The sequence below is a fragment of the Streptomyces sp. NPDC052701 genome, from assembly GCF_040678355.1.
Classification (GTDB): Bacteria; Actinomycetota; Actinomycetes; order Streptomycetales; family Streptomycetaceae; genus Streptomyces.
This window is the reverse complement of sequence record NZ_JBFATO010000020.1, coordinates 78970-95499: the sequence shown is the minus strand read 5'-3', so window position 1 is coordinate 95499 and position 16530 is coordinate 78970. Positions and strand designations below refer to the sequence as shown.

General features: G+C 72.5%; 13 protein-coding genes. 8 read left to right on the top strand and 5 right to left on the bottom strand.

The window, feature by feature from the left end; all coding sequences use genetic code 11:
• Nucleotides 1-20 precede the first annotated feature (20 nt).
• Nucleotides 21-2564, top strand: coding sequence for a discoidin domain-containing protein (locus tag AB0L29_RS22535; protein ID WP_365829549.1), 2544 nt, complete (start codon nucleotides 21-23; stop codon nucleotides 2562-2564).
• 194 nt (nucleotides 2565-2758) lie between these two features.
• On the opposite strand, the gene AB0L29_RS22530 is transcribed toward AB0L29_RS22535, so the two are convergent.
• Nucleotides 2759-3760, bottom strand: a complete 1002-nt coding sequence (locus AB0L29_RS22530; RefSeq protein ID WP_365829505.1) for a LacI family DNA-binding transcriptional regulator — start codon at nucleotides 3758-3760, stop codon at nucleotides 2759-2761.
• A 605-nt stretch (nucleotides 3761-4365) separates the two neighbouring features.
• Here AB0L29_RS22530 and AB0L29_RS22525 point away from each other — a divergent pair.
• From AB0L29_RS22525 to AB0L29_RS22510, 4 genes are all read left to right on the top strand, one after another.
• Nucleotides 4366-5235: a DUF1996 domain-containing protein gene (locus AB0L29_RS22525; protein ID WP_365829548.1), complete on the top strand. Its 870-nt coding sequence runs from the start codon at nucleotides 4366-4368 to the stop codon at nucleotides 5233-5235.
• A gap of 57 nt (nucleotides 5236-5292) precedes the next feature.
• A complete protein-coding gene (locus AB0L29_RS22520) occupies nucleotides 5293-5928 on the top strand; it encodes a DUF305 domain-containing protein (protein ID WP_365829504.1) in 636 nt (211 codons plus the stop codon).
• Between the two features lie 213 nt (nucleotides 5929-6141).
• The gene (locus AB0L29_RS22515; RefSeq protein ID WP_365829503.1) at nucleotides 6142-6435 is read left to right on the top strand and encodes a metalloregulator ArsR/SmtB family transcription factor; all 294 of its coding nucleotides are present in this window, start codon (nucleotides 6142-6144) and stop codon (nucleotides 6433-6435) included.
• Nucleotides 6432-6818: a VOC family protein gene (locus tag AB0L29_RS22510; protein WP_365829502.1), complete on the top strand. Its 387-nt coding sequence runs from the start codon at nucleotides 6432-6434 to the stop codon at nucleotides 6816-6818. Before AB0L29_RS22515 ends, AB0L29_RS22510 begins: the two co-directional genes overlap by 4 nt.
• Nucleotides 6819-7028: 210 nt before the next feature.
• Here the strand turns inward: AB0L29_RS22510 and AB0L29_RS22505 are convergent, their stop codons facing one another.
• The 4 genes from AB0L29_RS22505 to AB0L29_RS22490 form a co-directional block, all read right to left on the bottom strand.
• Nucleotides 7029-8318: a sulfite oxidase gene (locus AB0L29_RS22505; RefSeq protein WP_365829501.1), complete on the bottom strand. Its 1290-nt coding sequence runs from the start codon at nucleotides 8316-8318 to the stop codon at nucleotides 7029-7031.
• A gap of 359 nt (nucleotides 8319-8677) precedes the next feature.
• Nucleotides 8678-10051, bottom strand: a complete 1374-nt coding sequence (locus tag AB0L29_RS22500) for an NtaA/DmoA family FMN-dependent monooxygenase (protein ID WP_365829500.1) — start codon at nucleotides 10049-10051, stop codon at nucleotides 8678-8680.
• A gap of 20 nt (nucleotides 10052-10071) precedes the next feature.
• Nucleotides 10072-11280, bottom strand: a complete 1209-nt coding sequence (locus tag AB0L29_RS22495) for an LLM class flavin-dependent oxidoreductase (RefSeq protein ID WP_365829499.1) — start codon at nucleotides 11278-11280, stop codon at nucleotides 10072-10074.
• 236 nt (nucleotides 11281-11516) lie between these two features.
• Entirely contained in the window at nucleotides 11517-12674 is a 1158-nt protein-coding gene (locus AB0L29_RS22490; RefSeq protein ID WP_365829547.1) for an MFS transporter, read from the bottom strand.
• Nucleotides 12675-13310: 636 nt separating this feature from the next.
• Here AB0L29_RS22490 and AB0L29_RS22485 point away from each other — a divergent pair.
• The 3 genes from AB0L29_RS22485 to AB0L29_RS22475 all read left to right on the top strand — a co-directional run bounded on the left by AB0L29_RS22485 (nucleotide 13311) and on the right by AB0L29_RS22475 (nucleotide 16522).
• Entirely contained in the window at nucleotides 13311-13970 is a 660-nt protein-coding gene (locus tag AB0L29_RS22485) for an urease subunit gamma (RefSeq protein WP_365829498.1), read from the top strand.
• Nucleotides 13957-15786 (top strand): urease subunit alpha, encoded by a 1830-nt coding sequence (locus tag AB0L29_RS22480; RefSeq protein ID WP_365829497.1) that lies wholly within the window; start codon nucleotides 13957-13959, stop codon nucleotides 15784-15786. The genes AB0L29_RS22485 and AB0L29_RS22480 overlap by 14 nt, the downstream gene beginning before the upstream one ends.
• Before the next feature lie 61 nt (nucleotides 15787-15847).
• Nucleotides 15848-16522 (top strand): urease accessory UreF family protein, encoded by a 675-nt coding sequence (locus AB0L29_RS22475; protein ID WP_365829496.1) that lies wholly within the window; start codon nucleotides 15848-15850, stop codon nucleotides 16520-16522.
• Nucleotides 16523-16530 lie beyond the last annotated feature (8 nt).

The window sequence follows — 16530 nt, the reverse complement described above, 5'->3', positions numbered from 1 at the left end:
ACATGACTCATCTGAGACGCCTGAGACGCCGATCGCTGGGTGTCGCGCTGATCGCCACCGCAGCGCTCGTCACCCTTCCCGGCCAACTGCCCGCCACGGCGGCCGAAACTCCCCTGTCCCAGGGCAGGACGGTCACCTCGTCGTCGGACGAGAACGCCGGAACGCCCGCGAGGAACGCCGTGGACGGCGACCGGGGCACCAGGTGGTCCTCGGCCGCGAGCGACGCCCAGTGGCTGCAGGTGGACCTGGGCGTCACGGCCTCCGTCACCCGTGTCGTCCTCGACTGGGAAGCCGCCTACGGCAAGGACTACAAGATCCAGCTCTCGCAGGACGGCACCGGCTGGCGCGACGCCGGGACCGTGACGGGCGGCGACGGAGGCGTCGACACCGTGGACGTCTCGGGCCAGGCCCGCTACGTGCGGATGCAGGGACTCCACCGGGCCACGTCGTGGGGCTACTCCCTGTGGGAGTTCCAGGTCTTCGGGACCGCCGGCGACACCCCGCCCGCTTCCTGCGACACCGCCGACGCCGCCCGCGGCAGGCCGGCCTCCGCCTCCTCCGTCGAGAACGCGGGCACTCCGGCCTCGGCCGCGTTCGACGGGAACACCGGCACCCGCTGGTCGAGCCAGGCCTCCGACCCGCAGTGGATCCAGGTCGACCTGGGATCGGTGCGCGACCTGTGCAAGGTGGACCTGAACTGGGAGGCCGCCCACGCCAAGGACTTCAAGATCCAGGCGTCCGGCAACGGGCAGGACTGGAACACCCTGAGGGAGGTCACCGGCGCGACCGGCGGCCAGGCCTCCTACACGGTGAGCGGCTCGGGCCGCTACCTGCGCATCCTCGGCACGGCCCGCGCGACCGGCTACGGCTATTCCCTGTGGGAGGTGGCCGTGCACACCGCGTCCGGCGGCACGGGACCGATCCAGGGCGGCGGTGACCTCGGCCCGAACGTCATCGTCGTCGACCCGTCCACGCCGAACCTGCAGCAGAAGTTCGACCAGGTCTTCGAGCAGCAGGAGGAGAGCCAGTTCGGCGGCGGCCGCTACCAGTTCCTGCTGAAGCCGGGGACCTACAACGGCATCAACGCCCAACTGGGCTTCTACACCTCGGTCTCCGGGCTCGGCCTCAACCCCGACGACGTCCAGCTCAACGGCGACATCACCGTGGACGCGGGCTGGTTCAACGGCAACGCCACCCAGAACTTCTGGCGTTCGGCCGAGAACCTGGCCATCAACCCGGTCAACGGCACCAACCGGTGGGCGGTCGCCCAGGCCGCGCCGTTCCGGCGGATCCACGTCAAGGGCGGCCTCAACCTCGCCCCGAACGGCTACGGCTGGGCCTCCGGCGGCTACATCGCCGACTCGAAGATCGACGGCACCGTCGGCCCCTACTCGCAGCAGCAGTGGTACACGCGCGACAGTTCGGTCGGCGGCTGGACCAACGGCGTGTGGAACATGACGTTCACCGGCGTCGAGGGCGCACCCGCGACCAACTTCGCCACCGGTCCGTACACCACGTTCGACACCACCCCGATCTCCCGGGAGAAGCCGTTCCTCTACCTGGACGGCAGCGCGTACAAGGTCTTCGTGCCGGCCAAGCGCACCAACGCGCGCGGCGTGTCCTGGCCGGCGAACGCGGGAGGCACGTCCCTGCCGCTGGACCGGTTCTACGTGGTCAAGCCCGGCGCGACGGCCGCGACCATCAACGCCGCGCTCGACCAGGGCCTCAACCTGCTGTTCACACCGGGCGTTTACCACATCGACCAGACCATCAAGGTGAACCGCGCCGACACCGTGGTCCTCGGTCTCGGGCTGGCCACGATCGTCCCCGACGGGGGCATCGACGCCCTGCACGTGGCGGACGTGGACGGCGTCCGGCTCGCCGGCTTCCTGATCGACGCCGGCCCGGTCAACTCGGACACGCTGCTGCGGATCGGCCCGCCCGGCGCGTCCGCCGACCACTCCGCCAACCCCACCACCGTGCAGGACGTGTTCGTCCGCATCGGCGGCGCGGGGCCGGGTCTCGCGACCAACTCCGTCGTGGTCAACAGCGACGACGTGCTCATCGACCACACCTGGATCTGGCGCGCCGACCACGGTGAGGGCGTCGGCTGGGAGACCAACCGCGCCGACTACGGGCTGCGCGTCAACGGCGACGACGTGCTCACCACCGGCCTGTTCGTGGAGCACTTCAACAAGTACGACGTGCTCTGGAGCGGAGAGCGCGGACGCACGATCTTCTTCCAGAACGAGAAGGCGTACGACGCTCCGAACGAGGCCGCCATCACCCACGACGGCATCGTCGGCTACGCGGCCTACAAGGTCGCCGACACGGTGAACGAGCACGAGGCCTGGGCGCTCGGCAGCTACTGCAACTACACCAGCGACGACACCATCGTCCAGCACCACGGCTTCCAGGTGCCGGTCAAGCCGGGCATCAGGATGCGTCACCTGATGGTCATCTCGCTGGGCGGCAAGGGCCAGTACCGCCACGTGATCAACGACACGGGAGCCGGCACGTCGGGAACGGACACCATCCCCTCCAAGATCGTGCAGTTCCCCTGACCCGTCCTGACCGGCCCACGGCCTGAAGGCCACCGGGGGCGCATCCACCCGCCCCCGGTGGCCTTCCCGTCACGACTTGCCCGGGGGCGGCCGTCAGGGGCGGCGCCCACACCACCGGCTCGTCCCCGCGCCGCCGGCTCGCCCTCGCGCCGCCGGTGATCGCGGTAGCGCGGGGGCGTGCTGTGCGGTGCCGGTCAGCCGCCCGCCGTCGACCGGCGGACGACGACCGACGTCGGCAGCACGGCGAACGGACCGGGAAGCGCCTGGCCCGCCAGGAGGGCGAGGAGCATGCGCGCCGCCGTCTCCCCCATCTCCCGCATCGGCTGCCGGACCGTCGTGAGCGGAGGCTGGGTCAGGCGCGCCATCGGGATGTCGTCGAAGCCGATGACGGCGACGTCCTCCGGCACCCGCAGCCCCGCCGCACGCAGGGCGGCCATCGCGCCCACGGCCGCGAGGTCGTTGTGGGCGAAGACCGCGTCGAAGCCTCCTCCCCCGGCGAGCAGCCGGCGCACCGCCTCGCGCCCGTCCGCCTCGGTGAAGTCGCTCTCGACGACCAGCGCGGGATCGAGCGGGTGGCCGCTCTCGGCGTAGACGGTGCGGAAGCCGTCGAGGCGGTCGCGTACGCAGCCGAAGCGCAGGGGCCCGGCGAGCACCAGCGGCCTGCGCCGTCCCACGGCCAGCAGATGGCGTGCCGCCGAGGCGCCCCCCTCGCGGTTCGCGGCGGTCACGTACGGGAACTCGGGATGGCGGCCGCGGTCGTCGACCAGTACGACCGGGAGCCCTCTGCGGTGCAGCGCCGTCAGCATGGCCAGGGTGTTCTCCGGCTCCACGACGAGCAGTCCGTCGAAGGCGCCCGCGGAGACCTGGCTGGTGAACCGCTCGACCGAATCGGCGCCCCGGTTGCAGGTGAACAGCAGCAGCCCGAACTCGGCCGCCTCCACCGTGTCGACGACTCCCTGGACGACCTCACCCATCCACGGCCAGGTCAGTGACGGCACCAGCATGCCGACGGTGCGGCTCCGCCCCCGGGCCAGCCCCACCGCGCCCGAACTGGGCACGTATCCCAGCCGGTCGATGACCTCCCGGACCCGGGCGGCGGTCGAACGGTCCACCTCGTCACGGGTGTTGAGCACCCGGGAGACGGTCGTCTTGCTCACGCCGGCCATTCGGGCCACGTCCGCGATGGTGACACGCATCGCACCCCTCCGCTGTACGGGACCGCGAGACCGGCCGCCGCGACCGGTACCGGGAACCCTCCCGGCGCGACGCCCGAGTGAAACAGCGGCATCCCGACGACGTCAACACCCTCCGGTGCGGCCCCGGTGCCGTAGGGCCTGTCGTCGAACTCCCGCCCGCCCCGCGACGCCCTGCACGCACTCTCGCCGCACCGGGCGCAGACCCGAGTACATCCCGTACGAGGGCCCGCGCCCGGCACGCCGAGAGCACGCACCCGACGCCGCGGGGCCCGCCCTCCGGGCGGACGACGGGAGTTCGACGACAGGCCCTAGCCGGCGGCCACCGCGGGCGGCCTGCCCGTCCGGCGTCCGCGGCACGCCGGGCGCCGGGCGCCGGGACCGCGAACCGTCGAAGGCGCCGGGACCCCGGAACGTACCGATCACCACGCAAAGTATTGACGGCTACATGACACGTAGCTTTCATTCACGCCAAGGCCGGAACCGGTTCCGGAACCGGTTCCGGGAAGAGCAGCCCCCACCACTTCCCTAGGAGGAGTGCTGTGTTGAGCAGTTCCCCCCGCCCGCCCACAGGCCATCCCCGCAGGCGACGTCCCTGGTCGACCGCGCTGGCAGCGCTGGGCCTGTTGCTCGCCACCCTGTACACCGGCTCGGCCTCCGCGGGCTCCGAACCGAAGACCACTGACATCGACGCCTCTCCCCAGGGCGCCCAGGTGGTCCGTGTCGCGGAGTTCCTCGCCGAGTGCCCGTACAGCCACCGGCTCCCGGACGACCCGATCGTGTTCCCCGGCCTGCCCGGCGCGTCCCACATGCACAGCTTCTTCGGCAGCCGTGTGACGAACGCGCACACCGACGTCACCGACCTGCTGGGGTCGTCCTCCACCTGCAGCCCGGCCGTCGACACGTCGTCGTACTGGGTCCCGACGATGTACAGCAACGACCGGCCCGTCGAGCCCACCGGCACCACCTTCTACTACCTCGGCGAGGGCGTGCGGGACGACGTCATCCAGCGCATCCGCCCGTTCCCGCAGGGGCTGCGGATCGTGGCCGGCAACGCCAAGGCCACGGGCGTCAACGATCCCACCTCGGTGGCCCGCTGGTCCTGTCTGCACCACGGCGAAGTCAATCCCTCGAAGGACTTCGTCACCTGCCCGGCCGGTTCGATGCTGGAGTCCTACCTGGACTTCCCGCAGTGCTGGAACGGCAGGGACCTGGACTCCGCCGACCACAAGAGCCACATGTCCTACCCGGTGAACGGCACGTGCCCGGCCAGCCACCCCGTGCCCGTGCCGAAGCTCCGCCAGGTCCTGCGCTATCCCGTCTCGGGCAGCACCCAGGGCCTGCGGCTGGCGTCGGGACCCGGCTACACCATGCACGGCGACTTCTTCAACGCCTGGCCGGAGAACGAGCTCGCCCGCAGGGTCACCAACTGCATCAACGTCATCGTCAAGTGCGGAGCGGACGGCAACCCGTCCTGATCACCGGCCCGCCGCACGCGGGACACCCCGGCACGGCGACGAAGCGAAGGAGCGGAAATGGCGGACACCGCGGCCTGCAGGCCGAAGAAGGCCCTCCTTGCCGCCGCTCTGCTGTGCGCGCTGGCCGTGCCGGGGTGCGCCGGTCCGCCGCGACCGGCGGATCCGGCCGCGAGGACGGCGGCCACCTCCGGAGCGCACACCCCCGCCCACGGCGCCGGGGAGAGCCGGAGGAGCACCACCGCCTCGAACGGCCGCCTCAACGCCACCGACATCGGCTGGATCCAGCTGATGATCGCCATGGACGACCAGGCCCGCCACATCCTCCGTCTGGCACCGGGCCGGACCGGTGACACGGGGATCGAGGGCTGGGCGGCCGCCACCGCCGAGGGCCACCGTCGCGAACTCGCCACCCTGCGCTCCCTGCTGGCCGACGCGGGCGTACCCGACGACAACCCCCACGAGGGCCACGACATGCCGGGCATGGCCGGCACCCGGGAACTCCGGGCCCTGGAGACGGCGCGCGGCCCGCGCTTCGACCGCCTCCTGCGCTCCGCGCTGCGTGAACACCTCACCCAGAAGCGGAAGCTGGCGACAGCCGTACGGAAGGCCGACGCCGATCCGCGGGTGAAGAGAGCCGCGCTCGCGGTGGGCACGTCCGCAGCCGGCGCCCAGCGCCGCATGCCGGCCGCCTGACCCGGTTCCCGGCCCCGCCCCTCGGCCGCCCCGCGACGGGGCGCCCGCCGACCGTACGGCCCGGAAGTGGATCCGTCCTCACGGATGCGGCCCGCGCCATCCCCCCCACCTCGCGATGATCGGCGCCCAGGGCGCTGGACGCATCCCCCCGGCCGGGCGGCCTCGGGGCGGCCGGCTTGATAGGCAAGTCACCACTTGCCTATGGTGGTGGTCATGGCGGAGGATGTCTTCAAGGCACTGGCCGACCCCACTCGTCGGCGCATCCTCGACGAGCTGGTGGAACGGGACGGCCAGACCTTGTTCGAGATATGCACACGGCTGATGGTCAAACACGGTCTGGGGCTGTCCCGCCAGGCCGTCAGCCAGCATCTGGCCGTGCTGGAAGCCGCAGGTCTGGTCCTCTCACGGCGCCAGGGCCGCTACAAGTTCCACGACCTGAACACCGAACCCCTCGAGCACATCGTGACCCGATGGCTCAGGCCCGGCCCACCGGAGAGCACCCCATGAGAATCCACCTGTCCAGCGTCTTCGTCGACGACCAGGAAAAGGCCCTGCGCTTCTACACCGACGTGCTGGGCTTTGTGAAGAAGCACGACGTCCCGATGGGTGCGGACCGGTGGCTGACCGTGGTCTCGCCGGAGGACCCCGACGGCACCGAACTGCTGCTGGAGCCCTCCGGGCATCCCGCGGTGCAGCCGTACAGGACGGCACTGGTCCAGGACGGCATCCCGGCCGCCTCCTTCGCCGTGGACGACGTGCACGCGGAGTTCGGTCGGCTGCGTGCGCTCGGGGTGCACTTCACCCAGGAGCCGCTGGAGATGGGCCCGGTCACCACCGCGGTCTTCGACGACACCTGCGGCAACCTGATCCAGATCGCGCACAGCGCGTAAGGACCCGGCCCGAGCGCCCGCGGATCCCCTGTCCGCGGCCAGGTGGCGTCGGGGCCCGCGGGGCGTCCGCCCTGCCGGTGCCGGCGCAAGGCGTCCGGCATCGCGGCGCGGGCCCGGTCGCCGACGCGGGAGGCGGCGTCGTTCCCCGCCGCCTCGCCGTCGTCGACCGCCCCCGTCAGCCGTCAGCCGTCAGCCGTCAGCCGTCAGCCGTCAGATCACGGTCACCGGATGCCGCACCACCGCGTCGAACAGGTAGCCCTGTGCGTTGGGCACGGCGACGTCCGGCTGGGTGCGGCCCCTCGTGTCGGTGGCGCGGGCCAGGAGGGTGGTGGCGCCGGGGGTGCCGGGCTTCCAGGTGACGGACCACCGGGTCCAGGTACCGGCCCGGCTCCGGTCGTGCAGCCGGGCCCGCCGCCAGCTCGTCCCGCCGTCGGTGCTGACGTCGACCCGCGCGATGGCTCCCGCGCCCGACCAGGACCGGCCGTGCAGCACCTGGCCCTCCCCCGCCGGGAACGTGGCGCCGCTCGCCAGCTCGAAGGCGCTCTTGATCGTCTGCCGCGTCAGCGGCGCACTGCCCTCCTCCGGGTACGCGGGGCCGAACAGCCGGTAGAAGGTGGTGTTCCACGGCGAGAACAGCGGCTGCGCGGACACCTCGATGTCGCCGACCCACTTGATCGACGAGATCCCCACCCACGAGGGCACCAGCACCCGCACCGGATACCCGTGGTCGTGGGGCAGCGGCTCGCCGTTCATCTCGTAGGCGAGCAGGACGTCGTCCAGCGCCTTGGCCAGCGGCAGCGGACGGCGTACCCGGCCGAGGTTCTCACCGCCGCTGACGTACTCGGCGTCCAGGCCGCGTGGCTGGACGTCCACGGCGTGGGAGGACAGCCCCGCCCGGCGCAGTACGTCGGCCAGGGGCACCCCACGCCAGCGGGCGACGCCGATCGCGCCCAGCGTCCACGCGGTGCCGGTGACCGCTTCGCCCTGCTGGGTCGTGTAGTGGCTACGGCCGTTTCCGGCGCACTCGACGAACGCGGTCCGGGTGACGGCGGGCAGGGCGCGCAGATCGTCGTACCCGAACTCCACCGGCTTGTCCTCGCCGGGCGCGCCCCGCAGCCCGCTGCCCCACAGCCGCAGCCGCCACTCGTGTGCCTCCAGGACGGGGGTGGCGGTGTGGTTGCGCACGAAGAACAGCTCGTTGGGGGTGTGGTGGCCGGTGCCGCGCAGGGCGTCCCAGCGGGTCTCGGCGTTGGTGCCGCGCCGGATGAACCACTCGGGCGGCAGCGGTTTGACGATCGGGGTGTCGGCGGCGCGGGCCGGGCGCGGCGCGGGGAGCGCGGTCGCGGCGGCCGTCGCGGCGAGCAGGGTGAGCAGACGGCGGCGGGTGACCCCGTCCGCTCTGGCGTCCCCGGCGAGCCACTGGCGCAGTCTGCGACGGTCGTAGGCGGCTTCGTCGAGGCCGCTCGCGGGACGGGGCGGGGGCACGGCGGATGCGGGCATGACGGCTCCTCGTCGTCGGTGTGGAGGCCGGGGGGAGGGGAGGGAGCGGGACATCCGCCGGCCGGGCTGTCGCGGTCAACAGGACCATGGGGGTGCGGCTGTCGGAGGTGGGAGCCGCAGGACGCGGGATCAGCCGGGGAACCGGCACAGCGCGGCGGCCGCACGGACGAGGTGCACGGTGCGGCGGCGCGTCACAGGCTCCGGCGGCGGCATGGCGTGATGCAAGCACGCGGCGCGTGAGGGTGTCAACGAAACGGGCGCGCGGCAGTGCTCCCGCCGGCCGTACGGAAAGGGGGCGCACAGCAGCGCTCCCTCCGCCCCTCCACGTGCTCCACCCCACCCGGAAACGGCGAGGAACCTCACGACGCGGCCCGCTCGCCGCGTACGTCGTCCGGGTGGGCGAGGCCCAGGTGGTCGCGCAGGGTCGGGCCCTCGTACTCCGTGCGGAAGACGCCCCGTTCCTGGAGCAGGGGGACGACCTTGTCGGCGAAGGCGTCGAGGCCGCCGGGGGTGATGTGCGGGACGAGGATGAAGCCGTCGGCGGCGTCGGCCTGGACGAAGTCGTTGATGGTCCTGGCGACGGTGGCCGGGGAGCCGACGAAGTTCTGCCGGTTGCCGGTCTCGATGACGAGGTCGCGGATGGACCAGTTGTTGGCGGCGGCGAGTTCGCGCCACTCGCGGGCGACGGCCGACGGATCGCGGTACATGCGTACCTGGGCACGGCCGCGGGCGACGGTGTGTTCGCCGGGCAGCGGGTCGACGTCCGGGAGCGGTCCGTCCGGGTCGTACGCGGACAGGTCCCGGTTCCAGACCCACTCCAGGTGCTTGATGGCGGTCGCCCCGCTGACCTGCCGGCGGCGCACCTCCTTGGCGATCTCCTCGGCCTCTTCGTCGGTGTCGCCGAGGACGAACGTCGCGGCGGGCAGGATCAGCAGCTCCCCGGGGAGGCGGCCGTACCTGGCCAGGCGGTTCTTGACGTCCGTGTAGAAGGCGCGGCCCGCTTCGAGGGTGGCGTGCCGGCTGAAGATCGCGTCGGCGTCGGACGCGGCGAACTCCCGGCCCTCGTCGGAGTCGCCGGCCTGGAAGACGACCGGCCGCCCCTGCGGCGAACGCGGGACGTTGAACCGCCCGTGGATGTCGAAGTGCCGCCCGGTGTGGACGAAGGACCCGGCCTTCGCGTCGCGCAGGAAGGTGCCGGACGCCTGGTCGGCGAGGATCTCGTCGCCGTGCCAGGAGTCGAAGAGTTCGTTCGCGGTGGCCAGGAACTCCTTGGCGCGCGAGTAGCGCTCCTCCTGCGGGAGGAAGCCGCCGCGGCGGAAGTTCTCGCCGGTGAAGGCGTCCCAGGAGGTGACGACGTTCCAGGCGGAGCGGCCGCCGGAGAGGTGGTCGAGGCTGGCGAACTGCCGGGCGACCTCGTAGGGCTCGTTGAAGGTGGAGTTGATGGTGCCGGTCAGGCCCAGGTGCTCGGTGACGGCGGCGAGCGCGGCGAGGACGGTGAAGGTGTCGGGGCGGCCGACGACGTCCAGGTCGTAGATGCGGCCGCCCTGTTCGCGGAGCCTGAGTCCCTCGGCGAGGAACAGGAAGTCGAACTTGGCGCGTTCGGCGGTCCGTGCGAAGTGGACGAACGAGGCGAACTCGATGTGGCTGCCGGCCTCGGGATCGCTCCACACGGTCGTGTTGTTGACGCCGGGGAAGTGGGCGGCCAGATGGATCTGCTTCAGCGGCTTGCTCATGGTCGTACGGTCCCTCCGGCTCAGGCGGTGGCGGTGGCGTAGCGGTTCGCGGGGCGGGGCAGGCCCAGCAGTCCGCGCAGGGTGCCGGCCTCGTAGGCACGGCGGAAGACGCCCCGGCGCTGGAGTTCGGGGACCAGCCCCCGGGTGATCGCCGGGAGGTCGTGGCCGAGGACGGCGGGACGCAACCGGAAGCCGCTCAGCCCGGCGGACTGCAACTCCTGCAAAAGGTCGGCGAGTTGGGCGGGGGTTCCGGTGAAGACGCGGGCGTCGCCGGTGTACGGCTCGCCCGCGAGGGCATCGAGGCGCTCGCGGCGGGCCGCCGCGGCGGCCGGGTCGTCGTCCAGGAAGACCACCAGGTCGGCGAAGACGTGCAGGGGCAGGCCGGCACGGCCGGCGGCTTCCTGCTCGCCGCGGATCTCCGCGACGATCGCGCGCGCCTGGCCGGCGTCGCGCGGGGTGACGTAGCCGACGTCGGCCGCGCGGGCGACCAGCCGGTAGGGGACGGTCTGGTGGGCGAGGGCGCTGACGACGGGCTGGCCCTGCGGCGGGCGGGGGGTGATCGAGGGGCCCTTGACGCTGAAGTGCCTGCCCTCGAAGTCGATGTAGTGCAGCTTGTCGCGGTCGATGAAACGACCGGTGGCGACGTCCCGGATCTCCGCGTCGTCCTCCCAGCTGTCCCACAGCCGGCGCACGACCTCGACGTAGTCGGCGGCCTCGTCGAAGAGGTCGGTCACCACCTCCCGCGCGGCCGGGCTGTCGTAGGCGTCGATGCGGGGGATGGTGCGACGGCCGAAGTGCGCGGCCTCGTTCGGGCGGGCGGTGATCTGCACCCTGAGGCCCGCTCGGCCGGTGCTGACGTAGTCGAGGGTGGCGATGGCCTTGGAGAGGTGGAAGGGCTCGGTGTGGGTGACCACCACGGTCGGGACCAGACCTATGTGCCGGGTGAGGGGGGCGATGCGGGCGGCGACCAGGACGGCGTCCAGACGGCCGCGGACCTGGTCGGTGCGGTCGTCGGGGTCGGGGAAGTGGGAGGACTGCGGGCCGAGACCGTCCTCGATGGTCACGAAGTCGAGCAGGCCGCGCTCGGCCTCCGCGACCAGATCGGCCCAATATCCGGCGGTGAACAGGTCCCGGGGACGGGCCACCGGCTCGCGCCAGGAGGCGGGATGCCAGCCCGTGCCGTCCAGGGCGACGGCGAGATGCAGCGCGGAAGGGGGTGCTGAGGACACGAGGGATGCCTTCCTGGAGGTCCTACGGGATCGCCGGCCCCCGCGCGGGGGTGGGCGCGGCGGTGCGAGCGCGGCGGGACGGGAATCCCCGGCCGAAGGCCGGGCGAGGTCAGGGGCGACAGAGCGCGCCGGCCGCGCGCTGCGGGCCGGTGTGCGGCCGGCGGCGGAGGCGGTCGGCGCGCGCCGGTTCCACGTACGGCCTGCGGTGCAGCACTGAGGGGGTCACCCCACCATGTCTAGCAGTCGGTCGGGGGAGGGATCGTTGCAGCTGCATGAAATTCCGTCCGGGCCCTAGGCGGCAACCGCCCGCCCAGCAGCACCGCGCAGGCCCCGACGGTCAGCAGCCCGCCGAGCAGGAAGGCTCCCCGCACGCCGGCCAGCGGCAGGACCAGTCCCCCGAGCGCGGCGCCCGCCGCGATACCGGCGTTGTAGGAACCGGAGTTCGCCGCGAGTGCGATGTCCGTGCGGCCCGGGGCGCAGCGCAGCATCTCGTTCTGGGTGACCATGAACACCGGCCCGAGCGCACCGCCCGTCAGCACCAGGAACACCACCGCCGCCACCGGGTCGGTGCCGGCCGCGTACAGGCCGAGCAGGCCCACCGCCTGCGTGGCCACCGCGGTGCCCGGCGCGGAACGCGGGAAGCGGTCCAGTAGAGCCCCGGTGACGCTCACCCCCGCCAGGCACGCGGCGCCGAAGGCCACGAACAGGGCGCCGACCGCGTCCGGGGCGAACCCGCTGACGTCGCCCAGGAACTTCACGACGTAGGTGTATCCCGCGAACGCCCCGGTGGCGGACAGGGTCCCGGCCGCCAGCACGATCCCGAACCGGCGGGTGTCGGGACGGGTCCCGCGGGCGGCGGGCTCCTCCTCCGGACGCGAGGTCGGCAGCAGAACGGCGATCGTCACCAGACAGACGAGTCCCAGCGCCGCCGGCACGGCGACCGGCGGCCGCCAGCCGCTCTGCCGGCCCAGCCAGGTCACGGCGGGAACACCGAGCACGAGGGCGAGCGAACCGGCGACGGACAGCGCCCCGACCACACGCCCGCGGACCTCGGGCGCGAACAGGCCCACCGCGACCGGCCCCGCCACGGCCCAGAAGAGCGCCTGGGCGAGCGCGGTGACCAGCCGTGCCACCAGGAGCAGCGGGTACGAGGTGGCCAGCGCCGCGACCAGGCTGGACACCACCAGCGCGGCCAGCAGCCCCGTGAGCACATGGCGCCGGGGCACGGCTCGCACGACGTGGGTGAGCGGCAGGGACGCGACGGCCACCGTCAGGCCGTAGCCGGTGACCAGGAGACCGACCGCCGGCACCGGCGCCCGCAGGCCGTCGGAGATGAGCTCCAGCAGGCCGATCGGCAGGTTCTCCGCGGTGTTGAAGGTGAAGGCGGCCAGCATCAGGGCCACGAGCACCGCCGGCCTGTGCCAGGGAGCCGGCCGCCTCGTGATCGCACGGCCCCGTCCCGGCCCGGCCCGTCGCGCCCGCTTTGCGGCCTCGTCCATGGAGGTACCTCACCGGGCCCGCCGGTCCCGCCGCAACCGAATTCAGCCGCAGCGCCGGGGGCGCCTGGGCGGGAGCGGCTGCACGCGGCCGGGAAGGGCCGGCGCTTCCCGCCCGCCGCGCCGCGCCCCGCGCCCGCCCGGCGGAGCGGCCCGCCCCGCCGGTGCCTCTTCCCGCGGCCGGTGCACGGGGAAGGGTCCGCCTCCGCCGGTCCGCTGTGCCCGCCGCCTGCCCGCCCCGCGAAGGACACGGCCCGTCCGTCGCCGGCCCGTCCGCCTCACCGGGGCGCGCGAGGGCATCAGGTCGCGCGGCAGGAGAAGCACCCCGAGTCCGGGAACGACACTCGGCGCATGCGCCCTTCGCACCACCTGTGCTCCCGTTCCACACGATGGGTGCGCATAGTAATCATTCGTATCGCCCTGTCCGTCTTGTCCCTCAATAATCGAGCCGCGGCGTTCGGCGCACCGGTCCGGCGTGCCGCACGCGTGAGCGCCCGTCGCTCAGGTCGAGCGAGGAGCAGGAAGGAGGGGCGGATGCATCTGACTCCCCATGAGCAGGAGCGGCTGCTGGTCCATGTGGCGGCAGACGTCGCCCGGCGGCGTCGTGAGCGGGGTCTGCTTCTGAACTACCCGGAAGTCATGGCTCTGTTGACGGTCCATGTGTACGAGGAGGCCCGGGCCGGCGCGACGGTCGACTCGGTCATGGAGTCCGGCCGCCGGGTGCTGACGCGCGACGAGGTCATGGAGGGCGTCCCGGAAATGATCTCCCACGTCCAGGTCGAGGCGACGTTCCCGGACGGGACGAAGCTCGTGACGATCCACGATCCGTTCGACGAGGCGGCCGAGGAGGTGAGCGTCCATCCGGGCAGACAGGAACTCCTGCCGGACGACGAGGAGCACCGGATCGCGTTCAACGAGGGCCAGGAGTACGTGGAACTGTCCGTGAGCAACCCCTCGGACCGGCCGGTCCAGGTCGGCTCCCACTTCCACTTCGCCGAGGTCAACGAAGAACTGGTCTTCGCCCGCGAGTCCGCGCACGGCATGCGGTTGCACATCGCCTCCGGCACGTCCGAGCGGTTCGAGCCCGGCGACGAGCGCGTCGTCCGCCTGGTTCCCCTCGCGGGTGAACGCGTCGTCCGTGGTCTGCAGGCCGGCAAGTCCGAGAAGGAGCAGAACCTCGATGCGCGAAGCTGAACGCCCCTTCGATCCCCTGACCCGGTCGCGGTACGCCGACCTCTACGGCCCCACGACCGGTGACCGGGTACGGCTCGCCGACACCGGTCTCGTCCTGAGGATCGACGCGGACTGGGGCGGAGGCCCCGGCCGCAGCGGGAACGAGATGATCTTCGGTGGCGGCAAGGTGATCCGCGAGTCGATGGGGCAGTCGCACATCCCGCGGGACGATCCGCGCAGGCCGGTGGACACCGTCATCACGGGCGCGCTGATCCTGGACCACTGGGGTGTGGTCAAGGCCGACGTCGGTCTGCGCGGCGGGCGGATCCAGGCGATCGGCAAGGCGTACAACCCCGAGACGATGACGCCCGAGCCCCATGACGACGCACGGGCCTCGCACTTCGTCGTCGGCCCCGAGACCGAGGTGATCTCCGGCAACGGCCGCATCCTGACCGCGGGCGGTGTCGACACGCATGTGCACTTCCTGTGCCCCGGGCAGATCCACGAAGCGCTCGCCTCGGGCGTGACCACGCTCATCGGGGGCGGCACCGGTCCCGCCGAGGGCAGCACGGCCACCACCGTGACGCCCGGCAAGTGGCACATCCAGCGCACGTTCGAGGCGCTCGACTCCTATCCGGTCAACGTCGGCCTGCTGGCCAAGGGCAGCACGGTGTCGCACAAGGCGCTGACGGACCAGGTGGACGCCGGCGCTCTCGGTTTCAAGATCCACGAGGACTGGGGCGCCACGCCGGCGGTGATCGACGCCGCGCTGCGGGTCTGCGACGAGACGGGTGTCCAGGTCGCCCTGCACGCCGACTCGCTGAACGAGTCCGGGTTCGTGCGCCACACGCTCGCCGCGACGAGGAAGAAGGGCAGGACCAAGGACGCCAGGTACCGCAGTCTGCACATCTTCCACGTCGAAGGAGCCGGTGGCGGTCACGCACCCGACATGATCAGCCTGGTCGGGGAGCCCAGCGTCCTGCCCGCCTCCACGAATCCGACCCGGCCCCTGACGGTCAACACCGTCAGGGAACACGTCGACATGATGATCGTCTGCCACCACCTCAACCCCGAGGTCGAGGCGGACATGGCGTTCGCCGACTCTCGCATCCGGCCCTCCACCATGGCGGCCGAGGACCTGCTGCACGACATGGGCGCCATCTCCATGATGTCCTCCGACGCCCAGGCCATGGGACGCATCGGCGAGATGATCATGCGTACCTGGCAGACCGCGCACGTCATGAAGTCCCGATACGGCCACCTCGGCGAGGACGACGCGCACGCGGACAACTTCCGGGCCCGGCGCTACATCGCCAAGTACACGATCAATCCGGCCATCACCCACGGCATCGACCACGAGGTCGGCTCCGTCGAGACGGGCAAACTCGCGGACCTGGTGCTGTGGGAGCCGAAGTTCTTCGGCGTGAAGCCGCACATGGTCATCAAGGGCGGCCAGATCGCGTACGCGCAGATCGGGGACGCCAACGCGTCGATCCCGACCCCGCAGCCGTTCCTGCCCCGCCCGGTGTGGGGCTTCAGCGGCCGGGCCCCGGGCGGCAACTCCTTCAACTTCGTCGCGGAACAGGCGGTCGGCGGCGAGCTGTCGCGCATCGGTCTGCTCAAGCCCCTGCGCGCCATCAGGTCCACCCGCGGGGTGACCAAGGCCGACATGGTGCACAACAACGGCCTGCCGGACATCGTCGTCGACCCCGACACCTTCGACGTCACCATCGGTGGCGCCACGACCTCCGACGTCCGCACCACGGTGAACGGGCAGCAGGTCGCGCGGCACTACGCCACAGAACTTCCCATGGCCCAGCGCTACTTCCTCTTCTGAGGCCCCGCCCGCCCCGCCCGGGCCGGGCGGGCCGTCCCGAGAAAGGCGGACCGCCGTCCTCATGAGCCGTGCTGCCCTGCTCGTCCTCGCCGACGGCCGCTTCCCCGCCGGCGGGCACGCCCACTCCGGCGGCGTGGAGGCCGCGATCGCCTCCAGAGGCGTCCACGACGCCGCAAGCCTGGAGGCGTTCTGCCGGGGGCGCCTGCACACCGCGGGCCTGACCGCGGCAGGCCTCGCCGCCGCCGCGGCCACCGGCCACGACGCCACCGTCCTGGACGAGGCCGCCGACGCCCGCACCCCCGTGCCCGCGCTGCGCCACGTCTCCCGCAGGCTGGGCCGGCAGTTGCTGCGGGCGGCCCGCGCCACGTGGCCCTCACCCGAACTCGACCGCCTCGCCCGTCTGAAGCCGCACGGAGCGCACCAGCCGGTCGTCCTCGGCGTCACGGCCCGCTCCGCCGGTCTGACCTCGTTCGACGCCGCCCAGTGCGCCGCGTACGAGAGCGTCGGAGGGCCGGCGACCGCGGCGGTACGGCTGCTCGGCCTCGACCCGTTCGAGGCGACCGCGCTCCTGGCACGGCTCGCCGATGAACTCGACGGCGCCGCCCGGAGCGCGGCCGACGCGGCGGACCGTGTCGCCGACGAGGGCGTCAGCGTCCTCCCCGCCGCCTCCTCCCCGCTGCTGGACATCACCGGCGAGCAACACGCCGCCTGGAACGTCCGCCTCTTCGCGTCCTGATCCGATCC